Annotated in this window: 14 protein-coding genes; 2 read left to right on the plus strand and 12 right to left on the minus strand. The window is 46.2% G+C overall.

All coding sequences use genetic code 11. The annotated features are described in order from the left end of the window. The first annotated feature begins 284 nt into the window (after positions 1–284). Positions 285–3,413 carry an HD domain-containing phosphohydrolase gene (locus ITG12_RS02525; protein WP_248873540.1) on the plus strand — a complete coding sequence of 1,043 codons (3,129 nt, stop codon included), beginning with the start codon at positions 285–287 and terminating at the stop codon, positions 3,411–3,413. A 207-nt stretch (positions 3,414–3,620) separates the two neighbouring features. Continuing rightward, complete coding sequence (locus ITG12_RS02530) at positions 3,621–6,764, plus strand: HD domain-containing phosphohydrolase (RefSeq protein ID WP_248873942.1); 3,144 nt, start codon at positions 3,621–3,623, stop codon at positions 6,762–6,764. Between the two features lie 26 nt (positions 6,765–6,790). Here the strand turns inward: ITG12_RS02530 and ITG12_RS02535 are convergent, their stop codons facing one another. The 12 genes from ITG12_RS02535 to ITG12_RS02590 are packed head-to-tail and all read right to left on the minus strand — an operon-like array spanning position 6,791 to position 22,929. Further along, complete coding sequence (locus ITG12_RS02535) at positions 6,791–7,507, minus strand: protein kinase (protein ID WP_038867554.1); 717 nt, start codon at positions 7,505–7,507, stop codon at positions 6,791–6,793. A 2-nt stretch (positions 7,508–7,509) separates the two neighbouring features. After that, positions 7,510–10,899, minus strand: a complete 3,390-nt coding sequence (gene tssM / locus ITG12_RS02540) for a type VI secretion system membrane subunit TssM (protein ID WP_248873542.1) — start codon at positions 10,897–10,899, stop codon at positions 7,510–7,512. Further along, a complete protein-coding gene (icmH, locus tag ITG12_RS02545) occupies positions 10,896–12,149 on the minus strand; it encodes a type IVB secretion system protein IcmH/DotU (RefSeq protein ID WP_248873544.1) in 1,254 nt (417 codons plus the stop codon). Before icmH ends, tssM begins: the two co-directional genes overlap by 4 nt. A 6-nt stretch (positions 12,150–12,155) precedes the next feature. Beyond that, on the minus strand, positions 12,156–13,487 hold the full coding sequence (gene tssK / locus ITG12_RS02550; protein ID WP_248873545.1) for a type VI secretion system baseplate subunit TssK: 1,332 nt from the start codon (positions 13,485–13,487) through the stop codon (positions 12,156–12,158). A gap of 26 nt (positions 13,488–13,513) precedes the next feature. Beyond that, positions 13,514–13,996, minus strand: a complete 483-nt coding sequence (gene tssJ / locus ITG12_RS02555; protein WP_248873547.1) for a type VI secretion system lipoprotein TssJ — start codon at positions 13,994–13,996, stop codon at positions 13,514–13,516. After that, complete coding sequence (locus tag ITG12_RS02560; RefSeq protein ID WP_104029260.1) at positions 13,996–14,934, minus strand: type VI secretion system-associated FHA domain protein; 939 nt, start codon at positions 14,932–14,934, stop codon at positions 13,996–13,998. The genes tssJ and ITG12_RS02560 overlap by 1 nt, the downstream gene beginning before the upstream one ends. A gap of 3 nt (positions 14,935–14,937) precedes the next feature. Continuing rightward, on the minus strand, positions 14,938–15,741 hold the full coding sequence (locus ITG12_RS02565) for an ABC transporter substrate-binding protein (protein ID WP_248873943.1): 804 nt from the start codon (positions 15,739–15,741) through the stop codon (positions 14,938–14,940). A 12-nt stretch (positions 15,742–15,753) separates the two neighbouring features. After that, a complete protein-coding gene (tssH, locus tag ITG12_RS02570; RefSeq protein WP_248873549.1) occupies positions 15,754–18,360 on the minus strand; it encodes a type VI secretion system ATPase TssH in 2,607 nt (868 codons plus the stop codon). A gap of 57 nt (positions 18,361–18,417) precedes the next feature. Then, a complete protein-coding gene (locus ITG12_RS02575) occupies positions 18,418–19,356 on the minus strand; it encodes a type VI secretion system baseplate subunit TssG (protein WP_248873551.1) in 939 nt (312 codons plus the stop codon). Between the two features lie 12 nt (positions 19,357–19,368). Further along, the gene (gene tssF, locus ITG12_RS02580) at positions 19,369–21,120 is read right to left on the minus strand and encodes a type VI secretion system baseplate subunit TssF (RefSeq protein ID WP_248873552.1); all 1,752 of its coding nucleotides are present in this window, start codon (positions 21,118–21,120) and stop codon (positions 19,369–19,371) included. Continuing rightward, on the minus strand, positions 21,113–21,535 hold the full coding sequence (gene tssE, locus ITG12_RS02585; protein ID WP_005451929.1) for a type VI secretion system baseplate subunit TssE: 423 nt from the start codon (positions 21,533–21,535) through the stop codon (positions 21,113–21,115). The genes tssF and tssE overlap by 8 nt, the downstream gene beginning before the upstream one ends. Continuing rightward, entirely contained in the window at positions 21,535–22,929 is a 1,395-nt protein-coding gene (locus ITG12_RS02590) for a type VI secretion system contractile sheath large subunit (RefSeq protein ID WP_248873554.1), read from the minus strand. Before ITG12_RS02590 ends, tssE begins: the two co-directional genes overlap by 1 nt. Positions 22,930–23,147: the final 218 nt, after the last annotated feature.

Consider the following 23,147-nt stretch of genomic DNA (forward strand, 5'->3'; position numbering starts at 1 on the left):
CTGGTTTTGTGAATGCCTTTTGAAGAATGGATTTGCTTGTGATATGCATCAAAAAATAATCGCTGTTAACCATCAATTTGAGTCAATTAACAAGTAATAAATTTGGTTCTGTGAAGGACAATCTTATTTATTGGATCGTTTTAAACATAGGTTTTGCAAAATTGATAGCAAATATTACGTTGTATAAGTCTACGCTTATGTATGGGGTTATTTAGTATTTTGATAGTAAATGGTGATGTAAAGCCGACAGTTTTGGCACTTTATAGTGATGCTGGGGTGCAAGAATGAAACGCAGTGCTGAGCTAAAAAGTAAATATTCAATCAAGTTCATCGTAAGTAGTATGTTCATGTTAGTGGCGGCACTTACGGCGATCTTCGCTTTGGGTATGCAGTATTACTTTGGGCAGAAAATGTCGCAGGAGCACGTCATCTCAAGGTTGAGTACGGCGGCGGCAGATGTAAGTGAATACATTCACCAAGTCGATAGCAATGCGATCAGCAGTACAAGAATGCTCAAGAGCTTTCTTTCTATGTCTGACCACAACTTTTCTGAAAAAGAAATCCTCACCTTGTTTGCTCAGGTTTTGGATGAAAACCCGTTCATTCAAAGCTTGTATGTGGGTAGCGAGAATGAAGATTTCTTTCAAATCATCAACCTAAAAACCTCGGTAACGATTCGCGATAAGATGAGCGCCGATGCGGTAGATCGCTGGGCCATCGCTAAAGCCACTGGGATTGGTCCGGATAGACAAATGATCGTGTCTTACGTGGATAGCAACTTTAATGTGAATCGAACCGTTGCGAGCAAAACGTCATTTTATCCTACCCGCAGACCATGGTTTATCGGGGCGACAGAAACAAACGTCTATAAGACCGAACCTTACCTGTTTAAAAATATGAAGGTTACGGGGCAGAGCTATGCGATCCGCAGTGGTAAAGATGTTATCGGTATCGATATTGAACTGTCGACACTGAACTCAAAAATCGCTTCAACCGCGCTGGGTATGAGTTTAGAAAGTGGGGCAGAGTCTTTTATCTTCAACCACAAGGGTGAAGTGATCGCATCGAACATCGATCTAGAACGCGATATCGAAGTGCCACCGTCCGAACCATTGACGCTGACTGAGCCTCAGCGTGCGCTTGTGATGAACTCTCCCGCATTATTGGTCTCGAACCAAAACGACTGGGGACCTTATGACTTTTCTCAAGCTGGTGAACCTCAGGGTTATGCCGTCGATTTGTTGAGAATACTCTCTCAGCAAACCGGCTTAGAGTTCGATTTTATCAATGGTTTTGAATCGAACACGCTGTCGAAAAAGTACTTGAGAGGCACCATTGATGTCCTGCATTCCGTGTCTGGAGAAGTGCCTGAGTACGGCGAGCAAAGCGCTACCATGTACACCGCAGACTTGGCGATAGCAGGGAAAAGCCAACGTTTCATTCCTATTTCACTTGAAAATTTTACTGATGAAGTGGGCGTGGTTTGCGGGTTTGGCATGAAGGAGTGGTTACAAGAAAACTACCCTAAGTTGAACATCGTTGAATTTGAAAGTCTAAGTGATGCAAAAGAAGCGCTGGAGAAAGGCGAGATACCTTATTTGGTTGACACCTATTTGACGTTGGATGAGCTGAATGGCTTGGAGAAAACATCGACCGTCACAGTAAGAAAACTGGATGCGAAGCCAGTGCCTTATCACATTTACATAAACCAAAAGCACGCGGGTTTGTTAGAGGTACTCAACCTTGCTATTGAGTCGATTACACCGGAGCAAAGAGAAGCATTAACGCAAAAATGGCTGGAATCAAACCATTGGCGCGGAACGTTTGTGCCATACCCTGAAGTATTTCAACTTTCGAAAGACACGTCTAATTACAACACCATGGTAAGACGAAGCATTGAAGGGCAAAACTACTTTGTTTATGTCACGCCAATCTCAAGCTCCAGCGGCGGTGATGACTACTTTTCGGTGGTGATTCCGAAAGAAATCGTTACCGATGCAGTAACAAAGCGTCTGTTTAACTCGCTGTTGTTTACAGCATTGGTCATGTTAGGTCTTTTCCCTCTTGCTTGGCGACTTGGCACACCAATGACGCGCTCAATTTACGCGTTGAAAGCAAGAACGCGAAAGATCCGTGCTCGTCGCTTCGATAAAGTGTGGCCGATGACGACGCGAGTAAAAGAGATTGATGAACTCTCAGATGCAATGATGGAAATGGTGGCCGAGATTCAGTCACACGAGAAGCAGCAAGAAGAGTTTGTTGAAGCCTTTATTCGCCTTATCGCACAAGCGATCGATGACAAGTCACCATACACCGCCGGGCATTGTAACCGAGTGCCAGAAATCGGCATGATGCTGGCGGAAGCGGCTGAAAAATGTCAAAGCGGTAAATTCAAAAACTTCGCCTTCCAAAATGACGCAGAACGAAGAGAGTTCCGTATCGCGGCTTGGTTGCACGACTGTGGCAAGATCACCACACCTGAGCACATCGTTGATAAAGGCACCAAGCTAGAGGCGAACTACAACCGAATCAATGAAATTCGCACTCGATTTGAAGTGTTACGCAGAGACCTAGAGATCGAATACCTAAACGCCTTGTTGCGTGGCGAGATAGACAAAGACGCAGCAAAAGCCGAGTTTGAAGAAAAAGTACGTCAGCTCAACGATGACTTTGAGTTTATCGCCAATGCAAACATTGGTGGTGAGTTCATGAGTGAAGATAAGATCGAGCGCGTGAAGAAAATCGCTGAGAAAACGTGGTTACGATACTTTGATGACCGCTTAGGTTTGTCACCATTTGAAGAAATGAACAAGCCAACTTCCGACACGCAACTGCCGGTTAGGGAAAAGCTGTTGGAAGACAAGCCAGAACATATCATCAAGCGTATTCGCCCTGTTGAGTTTGCGCCGGAACATGGCATTCAAATGCAAGTGCCAGAGCATCAGTACAACATGGGTGAAGTCTATAACCTGACGATTTCTCGCGGTACGTTGACACCAGAAGATCGCTTCAAAATCAATGAACATATGATCAGTGGCATTAAGATGCTAGAGGCCTTGCCGTTCCCACCAGAGCTAAGCAATGTTCCGCGTTATGCCTCTACTCACCACGAAACGCTGAAAGGGACGGGATACCCTCGTAAGTTGAGTGCGAATGACTTGTCGATTCCAGAGCGGATCCTAGTGATTGCCGATATTTTTGAGGCATTAACGGCGGGAGATCGACCTTACAAGAAAGCGAAGCCAGTGAGTGTAGCTATCGACATTATGTATAAGATGGCGTTGGACGAGCACTTGGATATGGACCTGTTCTTGTTGTTCTTAGAGAGTGGCGTTTACCTCGAATACGCGAAGAAGTTTATGCCAGAAACGCAAGTGGATGAGGTTGATATTCAAAAGTATCTCTCTCACTGAATCACAATGGTTTAACCCTCCCAAAAACATCAGCTAAGAGCGGTACTTCGGTATCGCTCTTTTTTATTGCGTAAAAGTGATCTCTGGCTTGTATGCGACGCAAGTCTCTGAAAAATATCTACTAGACTTGAGAAGTATATGCTTCAGGTTGCTTTGATAAAGCGAGTTGCTGAGCTTGTTGTTGAAGCCATCGGAGGGCTTTATCGCGTGAAGACTAAATCTGGTACCTCTCGTAAATTTTCGATTAAGTTCACCGTCGGGAGTTTGTTTGTAATTGCGACAGCGGTGACGGCGCTGCTTGGACTCGGAATGCAGTATTACTTCGGCAAACAGATGTCGGAAGAACATATCCTGACGCATTTAACCATGACAGCCAAAGACGTCAGCAATCATATCCATCAAATAGATGCCAGTGCGACCAGCAGCGCGGGTATCTTGCGCAGTGTCGCGGACTTCAGTGATACGCAATTCAGCGTGGATGAAATCCAACGAGTGTTCGTTCAAGCGCTCATCGACAATCCCGTTTTTTACAGCATCTATTTTGCCAATAACAATGAGTATTTCTTTCAAGTCATTAATTTAGAATCATCTTCGGAAGTGCGAAGGAGGATTGGGGCAACATCTAACGAACGTTGGGTCATCATTACCATCAAAGGTGATGGCGAAGAACGAATGCGACAAACCATGTATTACTCCGAGTCGCTTGAGGTTGTCCGCCAAACAGAACAGAAAAGTAACTTTTATCCAACTCGCCGACCTTGGTTTGCTAGCGCATCAAGAGACAGCGTTTACAAAACCGATCCTTACCTTTTTCAGCATCTAAAGATCACCGGACAGTCTTATTCTGTGCGTAGTAAAGGCGCTGTTATTGGTGTAGATACAGTCCTCTCGTCGTTGAGCGAAAAGATCAGTGCCACCGAACTTGGAATGAAAAAGGACGACAGCGTTGAAGCGTTTATTTTTAATAACCGCGGTGAAGTTGTTGCATCTAACATCAATGTTTTTCATGAAGTGGATATTCCTGATTCATCGCTTTTGGTGTTAAGCGAACCGCAAAAAGCCTTGCTAGACGACCGAGAGTTTGTGGTTTCGAATCAAAACGACTGGGGACCTTACGACTACACCCAAAGTGGCGAACCTAGTGGTTATGTTGTTGATGTACTCAACTTGATTTCGCAGAAAACGGGCATGAGGTTAGAGTTCGTTAATGGTTTCAGCTCAAGAGAGTTGGAAAAGAAATATCGCAGGGGAGAGATTGATATCCTCCAGCCAGTGCTTGGTACTCCGGCAGAGTTAGTTATCAAAAGTGACACTCTTTTCATCGGGCAGCTCGCAATTGCAACTAAAACAACCAATCCAATGCCTACATCATTAAGGGAATTAGGTGATGAAAGCGTTGGTGTGGTGGCGGGTTTTGGTATGAAAGAGTGGCTGCTTAAACGCTATCCGTCACTGAATATTGTCGAGCAGCCGAATCTCGATTTAGCGAAGCGAGCGCTGCATATGGGGGATATTCAGTACCTTGTAGACAGTTACTTAACCATGGTTGAGATGAAGCGGTTAGTGAAACTGACCAATGTTCATGTCGGGTTGCTCAACGCGCCACCTTTGGAGTTTTCTCTGTTTATGAAGGAGAAAGATAAAGATGTGGTCGAGCTGATTAATCAAGCGATCACAGCTATTTCACCCGAGCAAAAAGTGGCGTTGCAAGAAAAATGGCTCAAGCCACATCAATGGAGGGGGAGTTTTGTCCCTTATCCAGAGGTCTATGAGGCAGTGATTCAGAAAGACAAACATGACACGATGAACAAAGTGACCATTGATGGTGAAAGTCGATTCCTCTACATCACCAAGTTGTATTCGACTCGTGGCACGATCGATTACTTTGCTGTGATCGTTTCTGGCCAAGTAGTGACGGATGCGGTGACAAGTAGATTGTCTAAAGCGATTGCTATTACGGCGTTCGCAATGATGATTCTCTTCCCATTGGCGTGGAGGGTGGGTTCGCCAATTGTGCGCCCAATTGTTGCGCTGAGAAAAGAGACCATCAAAATCAAAGACCGTCAGTTTGATAAACTCGTCCCGGTAGAAACGCGTATCAAAGAAGTCTCTGACTTGTCCGATTCGGTCACCGAAATGACGCAAGAGATTCAGCATCACGAGCAACAGCAAGAAGAGTTTGTTGAAGCTTTTATTCGCCTTATTGCGCAAGCGATCGATGACAAGTCTCCTTATACTGCGGGGCACTGTAATCGTGTTCCAGAAATTGGCTTGATGTTGGCAGAGGCAGTAGAGAAGTGCGACACAGGCAAGTTTAAAGACTTTAAGTTCAACAATGACGATGAACGACGAGAATTCCGTATCGCGGCTTGGTTACATGATTGCGGTAAGATCACCACGCCAGAGCACATCGTTGATAAAGGTACTAAGTTGGAAGCCAACTACAACCGCATCAATGAAATTCGCACTCGTTTCGAGGTATTAAGACGAGATGCTGAAGTGGAAATGTGGAAGTCGATATCTACTGGTGAACTGTCAAAAGAAGAGGCGCAAGCCAAGTTCGCCCAACGAGTTGCGCAGTTGGACGAAGACTTCCGATTTGTTGCCAACGCCAATGTGGGTGGCGAGTTCATGAGCGACGATAAGATTGAGCGCATTAAACATATCGCGCAGCAAACTTGGTTACGTCACTACGATGATCATCTTGGTCTTTCTCCGTTTGAAGAAATGATTAAGTCAAAATCTGACGTGACGCTGCCCGTGGTTGAAAACCTTTTAGCAGATAAGCCTGACCATATTATTGAGCGCGTTCGCCCAATGGAATTTGCACCTGAGCATGGCATTAAGGTGCAAGTGCCAGAGCATCAATATAACTTGGGTGAAGTGTACAACCTGACCATTTCTCGCGGTACGTTAACACCAGAAGACCGCTTCAAAATTAACGAGCACATGATCAGCGGCATCAAAATGCTCGGTGCACTGCCATTCCCTCCGGAGTTAAGTAACGTGCCGCGTTACGCTTCGACTCACCATGAGACGTTGAAAGGCACTGGCTATCCGCGTCGGTTGAGTGCAGAAGATTTATCAACCCCAGAACGCATCTTGGTGATTGCGGATATTTTCGAAGCATTAACTGCAGGAGATCGACCTTACAAGAAAGCCAAGCCAGTAAGTGTTGCGGTCGACATCATGTACAAGATGGCGTTGGATGAGCATTTGGATATGGACTTGTTCTTGTTGTTCTTAGAAAGCGGTGTTTACCGTGACTATGCCAACAAGTTTATGCCAGCCGAACAGGTTGATGAGGTGGATATTGAGAAATATCTGAAGGCCAAATCATCAGACGCGTAAGCCAGCGAGCTTAGAGCCTTGAATCCCTACAGCTTCAAAGAGTGGCGCATTTGTTGCCACTCTTTTTGTATCAGAACTTGGTAGCGTGTTGGTAAATCAATGTTGCTTGGGGTAGGCAGCAGTTCTGCCGCTACTTGTAACGAGAGACCAGCAAAGGGATGTTGATCGTGGCAGCTGAGCAAAGTCATTGCCAAGGCATAGAAATCATCGTTCTTACTTGCCTGACCGATTCGCAGACAAGGGCGGGTCGCACTATAGGCTCGGCTAACGGTTGTATGTGTATGCTCTCGGTATTTAGCATCAATTTGAATCACACTGCCAAAGTCGATAAGCCGAACTTGGTTCTTTGACGTCACGATGACGTTATGTGGCTTGATATCGCCATGCAGATAACCGGTTTTATGCAGGTTTAGTAAAGCGAATTCAAGCTTGGTTATTAAGTCTTGCGGTAATAAATCAGGTTCTATTGCGTTAAGTGTTTTGCCTTCCAGATATTGGCTCATTAACCAGTCGGCGTGGTTTTGCGAGCCATAACCGTGAAAGTTTGCCCAGTAATCCGACGCGTATTTAGATAGAAAGTCCGCTTCAGCCATCAAGGCCCGTTTCTCAGCCAAGCTGCGCGCTACCTTGATGACCACAGAACCATAAAGTTTGTGCTCGCACTGAAACACGTTTTCGCTCAAAGGCGCTACATAAGTAACGCCACAGGCTCTAAACAGGGTTTGGTTGGCGAACGTGTTCATCACTAAATGCTCGCAGGTAACACAAAGCCCGCAAAGAAGTTCGGCACGAACGGATTGTTCTGACCTTGAGTTTTAATCGTTAAACGAACCTTATCGCCATTGTAATCAAACTCAAGTTGGGTGCTTTGCGAAGAGGTTGAAGTGACGCGCGGCTCAATCAAGCGGAACCATGCCCAACTGCCTTTAAACTGCTCATTGGCAATCGGCGTTGCTTGTTTTTGTAGACGCACCGTTAGTGCATCTTGCGCGACAGAATCACCTTTCCAGCTTTGCTGTGTCCACAGCATCGGACCGTGTTGATAGGTGAAAATCGGTTTTTCAGCACGAATGGAAAACTCAGTTAGCGCCGAGCTCATTTCTGTTGGTTTCATCTGGAATTGAATCGCAACGTTTTTCGGGTCAGTTAAAAACAGGGCAGAGCGAATGTCTTTGGCTTTATCAAACATCAGCCAAATCGCAGGATCTAACGCAAAGCCAGTATTTGGCAATAAGCCGGACATAAACGGCGCTCGTTGCTCTGTTGAGAAACCTTTCAACATGGTTTGATAGAAGGTGTCCAATGTGCCATCGGTTTTAAAGAAGGCAGCAACATCCGCCGTGCTTGCATCGCTGTTGGCACTTTTCTTAAACGGGTAGAAAGCCGCGATGGTGTTTTCATAAGGCTGGTAGACTTCGCTGTTCCACATACTATTAAGATATTGATGAGCTAAGTTCATCACCAACTCATTGGTTTGCACTGTCACATAGCCAATCACTTCACCGGATAGCGGTGGCTGGGAATCGGTCAATGACGCCAACTGTGCGACCGGATTTTGCGCTTTTAAACCTGCAGATAACGTTTCGTAAGCCACTTTGTCTGGCGTGTTGGATTTGTAAAACTGATCGAGCCATTTTGCCGTGTTAGCGAAACCTTCCAGAACGGTATCTATTGGTCTCTTACCCTGATCGTCTGGCGTCACTTGTTTGTGGAAATCATTAAACGTCAGTGTGATTTGTCGGGCGGATTCTTTCTTCTCGTTGTCTTGCGCAGCATCGGCAATCTCTTCATCGGTTTTCTTCTTCGCATCTTTTGGCTCAGGTAGAAGAACCGAAGTATAGTTTCTGATGGTGGTGAACAGCTTAGACATTGGATTGTTTGAGGCATTGTTTAGCACGTTCAAGCTTGCATTTAACTGCTCAGAACCGGAAATGGTTTTCACCTCGATGCTGTTAATAAAATCTCGCCAGTAATTGATGTAATCGTTCTGATACATACGCTTCAAATCGTGGCTGATTCTATGCATCTCTAGCGCGCTTGGTGCTTGCCCTGCGATGCCCTCATAAGCGGATAACGCTTCGATAAGAAGAGGGGATTCCACCGAAAGATCCAACTCGTTAAAGCCAGTCGGTGTGTACAAGAAAGGCACGAAGTAACCCACGTAACCAGGTTTGAATTGGTATATTTGGTTGAAGTTGGAGCCAAGTTCTTTACGCACATCGATACGTTTCTCGTACGCATGATCGTTCAAAATGTGTTGGTAGAGTAGCGTCTCTATGTTGGACTGATTGATGACTTGCTTCGCCAGCCCTTCAAGTTCTTGATTGGCAGTTGTCGCCACCAAGTGCTGGTTAAACACATCGTCGAGCAACACTTTAAGCTGAGCGACGTTAGTTTTGTCTGCTTCGCCTTGGTGCTCTAAGTTTGCTAGGAAGTAGCTTTTGAGCTCTTCAATGTTGGTGCGATTTTTATCAAACAACAGTCGATAGTCGTTCAGCAATTCGAGCGTTCTGGCTTGATCTTCCAAGTTCACATACACATACAAATCGCTCTCAATGGTGTGTGCCATGGAAGGGATCAGTACTTGTTGCAGCTCTTTGGTGTAAGCCGCTTCAACTTCTGGCTTGATGGTCGCAGTCGGTAGGAATGGCAATGTATACCAAGGTTCAGGCTCCTGATATAGCGCGTAAATGCGATGCATGGTGTAAAGGTTCGGAATGTTGCCCACCAAATCTTCTTTGCTGTATGGCTGTGCTGCGATCGCTTCTTTGTAACGCTCTAACATACCATCGGCTTTGGCTTCACGATTGGTTTGATAATCGAAGTCGAGCTTGAGGATCGTCAGTGTACCAATCAATAAACTGAGCCAAATTAGGGTGTATGAGGTTTGGCTGAACCACAACCAATTCTCTTTATGGCGGTTAACCCCGACTAAAGTGTTTTCATTTAGCACGACATGAGACATCAAATGCTGGGCAAACAAGGTTTGTTGAACGGGCATTTGTTGGTGTTGCTGATATTGCTCATTGCCGAGGGACTGATTGACCACGTTCGCCAGTAAATCATGCTGTGCGAAATCACTGCCACTGTGGGTAAAGTAGAAGCCGCGGAAGTTGAGCCCATCTGTGTATTGGTCACCTCGATGCAAGCGTTGTAAGAAATGCCACAAATTCTGTTTAAGCAAACCAAATTGGTAAGGAGCCCCACAAATGGCATTGCGGAAATCTTGGTTAAGCTGCGCTCCCAACGCGTTACTCATGTTCGAAATCAGCTGACCAATGAGGTGGTCGTATTCGTCATTGAACCAATCGGCATCAATGCCACCATGTTTTTGCACTGGGCTGGTGGCGCCGAACACTTCATTGCGTCTCGCTTCATCAAACGCAGAAAAGAACTGACAGAAATCGCTCACTTGACCCATGTTGGTTAGGACATTGTAGACAGGTAGGTTCAAACCAAATGAACGATTGAATGCTTTGATTTGCGATTTCAATTGGTCGGCTTTTTGTGAAAGGGTTTCACTATTGCCAACTAACTGTTCAATTTCTGTGGTGAGCAACAAGCCGTTAATCGCTTGTCTCGGACGCCATTTATTTAGGCACTGGCACAGTGTTTTTAAGTAAAGCGGTTGTTGATCTTCGCCCATGCTGACGGAAATCAGAACTGAGTGTTCACTGAGCCAAAATAGAATTGGAAACTCAATGTCGTTACCAAAGTCATCCACCTTATAAGCTTCGTAACCCATCTGCGTGATGATACTTTTGTCTTTGCTTGGGTTATCACTGAGTAACAGATAAATCGGCTGATCGTAACGGCTGGTTAAGCGCTTTTTACGCTTTTGTACGCCGAGCATTTTCTTGAAGTGGAAAGCGAGTAACTTGGAGCGTTTGATGATTAGTGCACGTTCTTGGTCTTGCTCAAGACTCTTTTTCACCTTGCGATTGATTAACCAAAAGCAAAGCCCAGCAGACAGAAGTGCCACAATGGTTGTCGTGATGACGCCTGTCCATAAGAAATCAGGATATGCGACAAACCAAGTCAGTAAGCTGCCTAAGATTGCCAGAAGCAGAAGGGTAACAAGGCCCCAAATGATTGCCTTTTTTCTTGTTGGTGTGTTTGGGTTGTCTTGCGTCATCGTGACTCAACCTCGCTTTGTTTGTTTTTGTTATGCACCACTAAGCCGTTGACGTTGGCATTCTCTCGATACCAGTTATTGATGGATTTCGCTTGTTCTGAGTTGTCACATCGAACGATGACGCGAACGTAGGAGTTGATGTTATCCGCGACAGGTTGATAGTTGGATGTCGGCAGTTGGGCGATAAATTTCTCGGCGTTTTTAAGGTTAGAGAAGGTCGCAAGTTGCACCAGCCAATCAGTGTCCGCTGCAGAGCTCGTGACTAGAGCACTCGTCGTCTCTGGCGTTGAAGTTTTCGCTTGTGGCGTCACGGCTTTTGGTTGGCTCGGGATTGGACGAGGTGGTTGGGTGGTATTTACCGCGACTTTATTGCCTTTTAAATCGTCGTCAGTGCTGACATAAACGATGTCTTCCGCACGACCAGATTCAATATAGCGTTGGCTGTACTCACCAAGCTGGACAAAATCTCGTGCCCGCTGTGGTTTGGTTTTGTTGTACCAGAAATAGGTCAGAGCAACGCTCAAACCAATGATAGTTAGGAAAAATAATGTGGTGACAAGGTAACGTTTCTTGCGCGTTGGTTTACGTGTTTTAGGCACCGAAACCTTAGTATGACAATAGATTCCACCGGCTTGTCGGTACTGACTTAAAATCTGCTCTAAGCGGTAGGTAAAACTCTTTAGCTGTTCGCTGCCCGTTTCGCGGTACTGACCTTTAAACCCGATATTGAGAAACAGATAAACCACTTCTAATAAGTCGATCAGCTTGTGCGGTTGGCGCGCTGCTTTCTCTGCCACAGTAAAGAAAAGCTCACCACCGTTGCGCATACCAAACAGTTCACTGAGTAAGGTTTTGTTCTCCCATCCGCGTTTTTCACCCCAGTCGGTGTAGACAATCAACTCATCCAAAACCACGGCATACAGGAAGCACAGCTTGTCGATCACGGCGACTGGGTAGGTCAGCTCTGCGCCTTTGGTTTTGATTTCATTGATGGAAGCCACCAGTTGATGCCTGAGCGTGGTGATGTCTTCGGGCTCCGGCAAGGTGTTGATCTTGAGCGTGACAACCAGTAACTCAGAACTGATGTTGATCAGCTGATTCTCGGCTTTATCGAAATGATGTAAGAACCCAATGTTGGCTTGCGCAGCGTTGACCGAATGCCATTTTACGTCCGGCATGTCGGTATCTTTACTCACGAAGTCGTTTTCGCTGCTGTCCCAAACTAAGGTATCTTCATCCAAATAGTTCATAACTTACTACCTCAGTGCGTACAGCATCACTTCTAGGTCGCCAACACGTGTATCGACGTGCAGCGCCAGTGCATCGCGGTTTTCAATCATTTCTAACCAATTGCGGTCTGACGTATCCACTTCAAAATACGCTGTGCCTTGCATCGGTTTTAGTTCGCTTGGTGCAACAGGAAGCGGTGTCAGTTGCACGCCAGAAAGGGCATTACGCACTATCTCGACAATCTTGTTATTGCTGCTGAGTTTGGCTGCTGCAGGGAACAACTCGTTGAGCTCGGTGCTACTGATATTAGAGCGGACACTGAGAACGAATCGGCGATCGGATAGGTTGTGACCATCTTTTACCAAGGTGCGAAGCAAGCGGCGTCGTTCAAACAACGAAGTGTCGAACGCAAACTCAATCACCGAGTCTTGTTGAACCAGCGTGAGCATATTGCGCAGATTCGAAAAAAGCGGATTAAAGCAATCGTACAGACGATGGAAATCCAACGGTTGACACGGTTCTGGAATTGCAGGTGTAGATGCCATTACTTGCGCTTCAAACTTGCGTAGCTCCAAATAAAGCTGATGGGTTTGAAACTTTGGATTCGACAAAGATAAATCAAACCACGGAAGCCAAGTGTTGAGTGTTTGCAGCCACAGGTAATCCTGCATCATCGACTGTGGACTCTTTTGCCCTTGTCCGGCTTGAATACGTTTGAGCAAGCTGGTGGCGCGGTTGGAGGTGAGGGCATGAATCTCTTTCAAACGTTCAACCAATAGCTGTGATGCACCATAGTGCAAACAAGCAGGAATAAAGGAACGGTCTAGCATCACTTCCCCCGTTTCGCTGCATTCCAATACTTTGGCGAAAGGAATCAGGGTAAAGCCCGAAGTGTCTTCGCCTTCGAGTTTAATCGCTATATTGAGCTGCGCGACGTCCACTTCAACACTGGCATTTTCAGAGGTTGAAGTATCAAACACATTGATGGTGCGTGTGAGATAGCGGCTTTGTTCCGATTCATCATTGGCGTAATCATTATTGCCTTGCAGAGAAACAGGCAGCGCTAAGTAAGCCATTTTCTCAATCGTACCGTGCGGCACATCTCTGGCAACTTCGCGTTTCAGTTCGAAATGCGTGCCATCTGGGAACAAACCCGCACTAGAAGAGACGGAAAGCTTGCCAATTTTAAGCAGATCGTGATTGATCACCAAGTCGGTCACACCAAAGTAAGGGGCATAACCAGCAAGCGTTTCGACGTTTTGTCTGACGTAGTTTTGTGTGTATCTGTCTTGTTGTTGAAAGTGTTGTGGGGCAATGAACATGCCTTCTTGCCAAACGACTTTTTTATATGCGTCCACGAGATTTCCCTATCTACTGAATCGAGTTAAAAGACATCCCACCAAGGTGAATCTGGTGTCACGGTTTGCAATGCTGCTTTGTTACCGCTGATCTTTAACTGGATATATTGTTCTTCTTCCTGAGGCGTGGTTGTCACTACCGTTGCCGTGCTTGCATCATATTCGGCAAATTCCACCAATACGCCGATGTATTGAGTGGTCTTGTTGATGTCTAAGGTTTGTTTGCTATTGCTGTCTGGCATCACCACGGGCAGAACTTGTTTCGACACCAAGTTTGCGCCTAATAGGCTCACGTCATCGTTATACAAATCGATAAACGGCAATTGCTTAAACAGCTGGGCATCGGTCAGTTGATACAAGCGCACCACCACGGGATTGGTATGGTTGTTAACGCTGGGGTTAATCGTTTTCTCGGCGCTTACCGCTAGTTGATATTGCGTTACAACCGGTGTTGGGTCGGATGAACACCCCACCAAAGCGAAAGCGAGTAAACTTAGCCAAATCTTCATCAGCTTTCCTCGCTTTGCTTTTGCATGTTTTCCATAAACATCGCTTTGAACTGGCGACGAAAATCACCGTTGTCTTGTCGATGTTGGAAGTGTTTGCGGTAGATTTTCCAATACTTCTTGTCTTTGCTGCTGAACAGTCCACCAGACACAAATTCGCTAAATTGATTCTCTAGTTGGTTTGGCGCGAATTCATTGAGGAACTGTTCGAGTGTTTTGTCCAATGCATCAAACAAAGCATCATGTGCAAGCGGTGGGTTGCGAAGATATTGCTGATTCTTCTCGGTAATCGTAATCAGCTTTTCGATGGAGGCTTCCAGCTCTGATGTTGGAAGGTGGTCTCCCGGAAGGTACTCAATCTCCGTAGAACGCTCCATGGCTTGCTGCTGTTTCGACACTTCATCCACTTCAAAGTGATCCGCCAGTTCGTCATCGTCGATGTCTTCAAACGGGTCGGAGGAGAAGGGGTCATCGCTCATTACATTCTGATGGGAGTAATGAACTTCCGATTTCACGGGTTCGACGATATCTCCTTCATCGAGAAAATCGACATTGTCTTCCAGTTGCAGGTCGAACTTGGTCGCAAAGAGGTCATCGGATTGCTCTTCGACAGGCGCTTTGCTCGACGTGAGTGTTGATACCAACATCGAATAGCTTTCGATCTTTAAAATGTCGCCATCGTTGAGTGGGTAATCTTTGTCTCTCACCATGGCTTTATCGTTGAGGCGAGCCGGGTTCTTGCCGGTACTCTTCACCAAATAACCTGTTTCAGTGAGACGAATTTGTCCGTGAATACGCGAGATGCGCTTTGATTGATCGGGCAATGCCACCTCACAAGAAGCAGAACGCCCAAACTGCCCGCCAGACTCGGGCAAATAGATGACTCTTGAAGTCACCACCTCTTCAGAGGGTACAGAAATCAAATGTATGCTGATCGCCACTTGTTATCCCTCGCATTTAGCCAACGCTGTGTTGAAAGCGATTAAGAAACCAGAATATTTGTCCAAAAAGCGGTTAGAGAAATACACGCCCATTGGCTTGGTTTCGAATACTTGAGAATAGAAGTAATCGCTTGGAAGAGAAGCTTGGCTGATTTCCGTGTGGAACACTCTTTCATCTTCCAGTGCGACGTCAATTTCTCTTTGTTTTAAAAGCCTTAGTAAAACCTTAGCATCTCGTGGCTGCTTAACGACGTTGTATCCATTACGTTTCAGCCAAAACCATGTGCTTGAGCCAAATTCTGCCGAGAACTTAAGGTTCAACTTTGACAAATCATCAAGCTTAGGCTCTACACCGGGACCAAAATACCAACGCAGTTTTTGCTCGGTAATGGGAGCAGACAACGTTGCGTAGCTGTCATGTTCTCTGGTTTTCGGCGAGACGAAAAAGCCATGTTGTTGACCACTGTGCACGTGGAGCTGTGCGTCAGACCATTCCGTCATGGTCAGTTGGTAAGGTTGTCCCATTTCGCCCAGCGCGCATTTGACGCGATTGAGCGCAAACCCATCCATGTTTTGATTCTGGTGAGTTTGGTACGGTGCCCATTTGTGGGTCGCAAGCAGTAATCGGTCGGGACCAATCCAAACTTGCGCCCATGCTTCGAACGAGAATAGGGCACCAAGCAAAATAAACAGCGATGAAACCAGCTTGGTTATTTTGCGGAAAAAGCTCACCCCACAGCTGACCGCCGCCTCTTGAACAAGAATCGAGGTGGTGACGAGATGGGGTGAATGTACGCTTCTAAACATCATGATTCGTTACTACTGAATATCCAGTTCAAAGCCCTGTGGCGTCGACGCAGCGGTGACCGTCACTTGGCTAATCGGTTGTTGTGCGCTCAGGCGCGCGATGCATTCTTCTGCCAATTTCGGCATCAAAGAGCGGTTAATGATTTGCTCAACCGCACGACCACCTGTCGTAGGGTCGGTGTTTTTGCTGACAACCAAATCCACAAAACCAGCATCCCACGTAAAGCTCGCTTGATACTGTTCTGCCAGTTTTTTGCGAATGCGGTTTAGTGCGATTTCGGTGATCTTCGCTAGTTCATCATCGTTGAGTGGGTAATAAGGCACGATGGTGGTACGCCCTAAGAACGCTGGTTTGAAGTAGCGTTGGAGATCGGGACGAATTGCTTCGAGTAGCTCATCGTTGCTGATGCGTTCGGCGTTTTCATCACACACATCGCAAATTGCTTGATCTGCAGCGTTAGAAGTCATGATGATTAAGGTGTTTTTGAAATCCACCGTGCGACCTTCACTGTCTTTGATGTGTCCTTTATCGAAGATTTGATAGAAGAGGTCATGAACGCCCGGATGCGCTTTTTCCATCTCATCCAAAAGCAAGACAGAGTAGGGATTGCGGCGAATCGCCTCGGTTAACACGCCACCTTCACCAAAGCCAACATAGCCGGCAGGCGAGCCAAGTAGCATTGAGATTTTGTGTTCTTCTTTAAACTCGGTCATGTTGATAACCGTGAGATCGTTGCTGCCTCCGTAAAGCTGCTCAGCGAGCGCCATAGCGGTTTCCGTTTTACCGACACCACTTGGACCACACATCAAGAACACACCGATTGGCTTGCGATTATCTGTTAAGCCAGCGCGTGAGATTCGAATCGCTTTTGCCAGTTCTTGCTTCGCCACGTTTTGACCGATAACGCGTTTATCCAGCTCGGATTCTAGTGACAATAGGCGAGCGATTTCGTCACTCATCATGTTGCCGACGGGAATGCCTGTCCAACCGGAAATGACTTGAGCAATGGTCGCGTCATCCACCATCGCATTAACTAACGGTTCTTCGCCTTGAAGCTCACGTAATTGGTCGAGAAGGGCATTTAACTGGCTTTGCTGAGTGTCGTCCGGCGTTTCACTTTCTGTGATGCTTTGTTGAAGCGCTTTAATCTCATCAACCAAGGTAATCTCTTGCTCCCAACGAGTTTGGTAGTCAGCTAATTGAGATTGGTTGGTGGTGATTTCTTGCTTCAATTCGGTGATCTCTTCTGCGCCTGTGCCAAACAAATCAAACTCTTTCTCCAAAGCAGACTGCTCGTTTTGTTGATAACGAATGGTTTGCTCTAACGCTTCAATCACTTCTGGTTTCGCACCTTGAGTTAATGCAATACGCGCACTAGCCGTGTCTAGCAGGCTGATCGCTTTATCTGGCAATTGGCGAGAAGGTAAGTAACGAATAGAAAGGTTGACCGCGGCATCGATCGCGGATTCAGTGATAAACGCGCCGTGGTGCTTTTGCAATGAAGCCGCAATGCCTCGCAGCATTTGTTTGGCATCTTCTGCATTTGGCTCTTCTACAGTCACGACTTGGAAACGGCGAGTCAGAGCTGGATCTTTCTCAAAGTACTTTTTGTACTCTGCCCATGTTGTTGCGGCAATGGTTTTGAACTCACCACGTGCAAGGGCGGGTTTCAATAAGTTGGCAGCATCATTTTGTCCTGCTGCACCGCCAGCGCCGATCAGCGTATGTGCTTCATCAATAAATACAATGATTGGCACATCGCTGTTTTTAACTTCATTGATGACGTCTTTAAGGCGGTTTTCAAATTCGCCTTTGACGCTTGCGCCTGCTTGTAAAAGCCCCAAATCAAGCGAATGGAGTTGAACGCCTTGCAACGCACTTGGCACTTCATCTGCTGCGATTCTCAGCGCCAAGCCTTCAACGACAGCGGTTTTACCCACGCCCGGCTCACCAACAAAAATAGGGTTGTTCTGGCGTTTACGACAAAGAATGTCGATGGCTTTTCTCACTTCAGAATTACGCCCAGAAATCGGGTCGATATTGCCTTCAATCGCTTGTTGAGTCAGGTTGATGGTGTACTTGCTTAATGCGTCGTTCGCGCTTGCTGTATTTGCGGCTGAAGTTGCTTCACCTGTGCTTTGTTGTGTTGCTCGCTTAACCGGCGTTTTGTTGATTAAACCTTGCAGGGACTCGGTCGACACGTTCTGTAGTGATTCGAGATTGTTGCTCGATACGCCCATGACGTTCTGCTGCAACAGTGCTTGAACGAGATGCAGGCTGATGATTTCACCATGCCCATAGTTAACGGAGGCAATCATCCAAGCGTCTTTGAGAAGTTCAGTCAGTGCATGGCTGAGCGTTGGTTGGCTGTCTTGCACTTTTGGTAAGCGCTCGATGCGATTTGCTAGTTCACTGGCAAGTTGATCTTGGTTGATCTTCTGACTTTCAATCAAAGTTTTTAAGTGCGCGTCTTGCTGATTCAATAGCGTGAGCAACCAATGTTCTGGCTCAATGGCAGCAACGCCTTGGTTCATAGCTGCACCCGCAGAAGCTTCCAATGCGCGTTTTAATTCTGGCGATAACTTGGCGACTAAATTTGTCAGCGTTACTTGTGTCATAACCTTATCCTTGTCTTTTGCGCGATAACCTTCTTTGTCGTCGCGGTGTCTACCTAGCTATTTCAGAAGAATCCGAATCCGCTCTGTAGGTTTACGTTCTGGGGCGAGGCAATCCACTTCACCCAATTTCGCGGCTTGATCTGGTTGAGCAGACAGCCTTGGTTTTTCGAGATACGCACGCTTAACGTTGAGATAAATAGAAATCGGCGTGGCGTCTCGTAAATAATGTTGAATGAGCTGGCGCATGTGGCTCGCCAACTGAGTATCTCGATGAATTTGATGCAGTTCTTTGCGGTTGGCAGGCTGGATACTCACTACAAGATGTTGGTTGTAAGTCATGCACGTTTTGCCAATGAGGAAACCCTGTCCGATTCCGCTGTTATAGTCGTCTTTCTGTCCTAAACGGGTAAGAGAACTAGCGGGTAACTGGCGACGTTCATGGCTCTTAGTCGACACATCGATTTGGTAAGGGAAGTAGTCGTTAAGGATCTGCTCTAACGTTTCTAAGTTACGATGTCCTTGAGCGAACAACAGCGAATACTGGAACAGCGTGCCGTGTTCGTGTTTTAGGTTCGCCAGTTGTTTGAGTAGATCGGTTTTTTCTTTTGCCAGCTCTTTCTGCACCAAGAGATGAGGAGCGAGTTCTAGCTGCGCGGCAAGTTCGAAATGGCGTTGGTTAAATACGTCTAAAAAGTCTTTCAGTGCGTGATCGTCGTTATGCAGTGCAAACAACAATTCCTCATAGATGTAGTTTGGGATAACCCCTTGTGCGCCAGATAGTGCTTGCTGCGCAATACGAACTTTGGCGCTATGGTCACTGAACGAAAAGTATTGAATATCGTCGGCATCACCATGGGGCATGGCCTCTGCTTTGAGTTCTAACTTCAGCTTGTGCCCGGAGCGTTTTGCCATTTGCATCAGCAATCGCATTGCTTGAGCAAAGTCGTACTCATGTGGGTTCGCTTTTAAATCGTTAATCAGTGACATCGACATCATCTATCTTCCACGCTACATCGAGCGCTGGCTCCCGTGGATTTTTGGATAACGCCTCGCAATGCCATCTTTGCCATAAAGACGAATTGTGAGCTGAATGTAGCGATCAAAACTACAGAACTGTTGGAAGAAGCGATTCAACACATCGGTGAAAGTCAGATAGTTGCCAGACGTATCGAGAGTGATTTCAATCTCTGTGCCCGGAGAGAAGACGTTCTTGCCTAGAATACGCATTGATGAAACCTGTGAGCGCACTTTTACTGACTGAATCATCTGAATTTCATCGCTTACTAACTGATTGCGGCTACACAATTGCAGCATTTGCTTAAGTTGTTGAGTAGGATCTTCTGAGTGCAGCAGAGACGAGAAATTACTGTTCAGAAGCCCGATAAATTGCCAGTGCATATTGGCGTCAGATTCACGTTCTATCGGAGCCGACGGCGGGTAGAGCGAATGAAAATCGCCGGGTAAATCGATTGGCTCTAAACATGTCATCTCACCATTGATGGTGCATGCTTGTTTGCCATTGGTACAAAGAAGGCGAGTGCCATAGAGTTTGTTGAATTCGAGCTCTTGGTTGGCGTTCAGGCTGATCGCCAATCGCAGTTCACCTGTGGAATCTTTTCGGCTTTGCCAGTAATCACAATGTGGGTCGCTTTGATAACTGTCTTTAAACAGTGGTGTCAGCAGTTTTTGACCGCTCGACGTAATCTCAAACACATCCAAAATGTCGACCACTTGAATTTCATTATCGGTATGAGCATCGGCATTAACGGGAATGGTCAGGCTACGTTGGTCATAACTCGTTGGTTCGCCCGTTTGCTCGAAGAGGTTCACCGCAGGCACGACATTGAGCTTAAACACTTGGTTGTCGAAAAGACGGATAAACTCCATCGGTAAAGAGTGCATAAACAGGTTTAACACCACAGTGGAGCAATCATGTTGCTGACACGCTTCACCAAAGCCTTTAAGACGGAAGAACTGACGTTTCTCTTTGAAGAAGAAAAATTCGTTCATCAAATGGTAGCCAGAAAATTGATTGCCTTTTTGTGGCAGAAATTGAAACTGCTTATCGCTGATTCGGCTCTTGAGCTGATTGGCAGCCAAGACAGCGTGATTCTCACCATTGATGTCGGAAATCGATATTGCACGCGCTTCACTGAGCAGCAGTTCAACCAAGGAATCCGCATTGTTCTCGAAACCTTGAACGAAAAAGTCGAGATCTTCTAACGCTAATTGACTGAAGTGCACATCATCATCGCCAGTAGACAGAGTGAGCTGAATAACGGCGGTAGTTTGTTCACTGCCTTGTGGGCGATTGAAGTCAAAGGGCGCGCTGCTTGCCTTGGTGTCAATCAGTGCAAATGGTGTCGTTTTGAGTTCATCCGTTGTGGTGAACAAACATGTTTTGCCTTGTGACTCGGAAGAAAAGCGTGTGCCTTTTGGAAGCGTCGTGCTGTCGGTGGAAGGGGCATCTGTGTTCATTTCTAGATACGCTACACTCGGTACCGTTTGAATGTAACTTGGGTAGAGTACGCCAAGTAATCCTTCGACAACTTCAGGGACTTGCTCAGATAGACGTTTTTCGACGTTGGCATTCAACAGTGCCACGCCATCCAATAAGCGAGCCAAACTTGGATCTTCGATTTGTCCCTGATGGATGTTTAGGCGTTGTGCGTGTTCTGGATGTTCAGAACCAAATTGACCGAGAGCACGGCGAACAAAAGTCAGTTCTTGCTCGTAATAACGCAGTAGAGGATCACTCATACAAATCCTCCTTCATATCGGTGGTCATGTCGCTCAATGAAATCTTGGAATCAAAAATCAGCTCTTTTTCGCCCTGTGCCGTTTTGGCTTTGGCGACGATATTGAAAGCGATGGTGTTTTCTCCCGCTTTACGCTCAACAAGTTCAACCATGACTTGGCTAAGACGAGGCTCGAAATGTCGAATGTAGTTTTCTAGTTTGAGGGCTAATTGCTGGTGGTCGAGACTGGCACTCAACAGGTGCACATCCTCGATGCCAAAACGATAGTTAGAGCGCTGCACTTCGGTTAACCGATCATCAATGCTCATCAGTGACGCTTCCGAATCAAACAGGCGAGTCAGGTGATACTTGATGTCCTCGATATCATCTCGACGAGTCGTAGGGGCAGTTTGCACAAAGGTACGCCAAAAACTCATTACGCCACCTCATCCAGTTCTGTTGTCAGCACGACTTCGCCACTGAAATGGTCGTATTGATACTGCGGGACGATACGCAATGTACAGACGAAATTGCCCGGATGATGGTCAGAGTCGCGCACGCTGATCTTTGCAAAACTCAAAGGGTATTTTGATAGGGTTTCTTCGTTGGCGTACGCAACGTTACTAGAGAATTTTTCAACCCATTGGGAGAGGAATAACTCACACTCAGCAGCTGTTTTGAAGCTACCGATCATTTCGCGTACTTGTACTTTGAGATAATGTGCAATACGACAAGACATCAACGAGGTTTGGATTTGAGTGAGGACTTTCTCGTTATCAGACTCGCTGTTGTGCCAAATCGAATTGTTACCATTGAAGTAAAACTTATCGCTCAAAGGGCTCTTAGTAAGAGGGATAAAACCACTTCGACTGTAGAAGGTCGACAGTTGCCCAAACAAGGTCACTTTGGTTTGTGGTTGAATCAGAAAATGGCTATCGCTTTGGCTTTGATTGACCACGGCACCTTGGTTGTTGTCGTTCCAGCGAGATTTCAAGAAGCCAAACCAACTCACACGTTGATGTTCTCGCATAATGGTGGATACAAACGCAAAGCCCGCATTGCCCCAAAGTCCGTTTTGTTTCTCGTTGTAGATGAATCCCACTTTGGCGTTTTGATAACGTGTACGCATACACATTTCTGGCATCACTAAACCGACAAAACGCGCAGAGGACTTACTGCGTAAAGACTGCCACGATTGGTAATCAGGACTAGCAAGGATCTTCTCGATTCGGTTGATATCAGACAGCCAGTCTGCGCCGGATTCGACAAAGAAATCGCGATTAGGAGCAAATAGCATTGGGCATAACGTTGCTTCACCTAAGCGGCTCAATAGTTCTACGGTGAACAAATCATCGTAGTCGGATTCGAAATTCATATCTGCCGCGATAGGTTGTGTGAACAGCAAGCAACCGAATGGATGTCCGCCTAAGGTGTTTAACTCTTGGTTGCCGATCTTGTTGTACAGCTCAGACATTTTGGTGCTGTAGGCTTGATTGACGTCGGAAGACACTTCTTCCCAACTCATATTGAGTAGCTTGAGTTGAGTACGTTGGTAATTAACGGGCAGGGTGGCTAAGCCTTGAAGCCCAAGCCAATTGGTTTGTAATGCCTCAAATTCAGGATGATGCAGTAATGTATCCATCTGTTTCGAGAGCTTATTGTCAATCTCTGCAATCAAGCGCGAAACATGAGTAATAAGCGCATCGGGATTGTCTAGCGCGGAGCGAGACACTTGAGACAGTAAAGAGAGCGCCTCTTGTAAAAAGTCGCTGTCTTTATCGTCTAGCTGTGTAAATTGGGTCTGCCAACCTGAGTGATAAATCTTACTCATACTATCCTTGTGACCTAAATCGAATTGGCTTGGTCGAAGCATCCTACTTCGACCAAGCTTTATCGTGCGTATACCAATCGTAGTAAATAACTGGTCATTCTAGCTGGTTATAACGCTCGATAACTTCGTTTAAAATTTTGGCTGTAGAATAACTACTTACCGAAAATTTTAGCCTTGCTCTCAAGCGTTATTCCTGCGCTAACTCTGACCACTTACTT

The sequence above is a fragment of the Vibrio sp. ED002 genome (assembly GCF_023277445.1).
Classification (GTDB): domain Bacteria; phylum Pseudomonadota; class Gammaproteobacteria; order Enterobacterales; family Vibrionaceae; genus Vibrio; species Vibrio jasicida.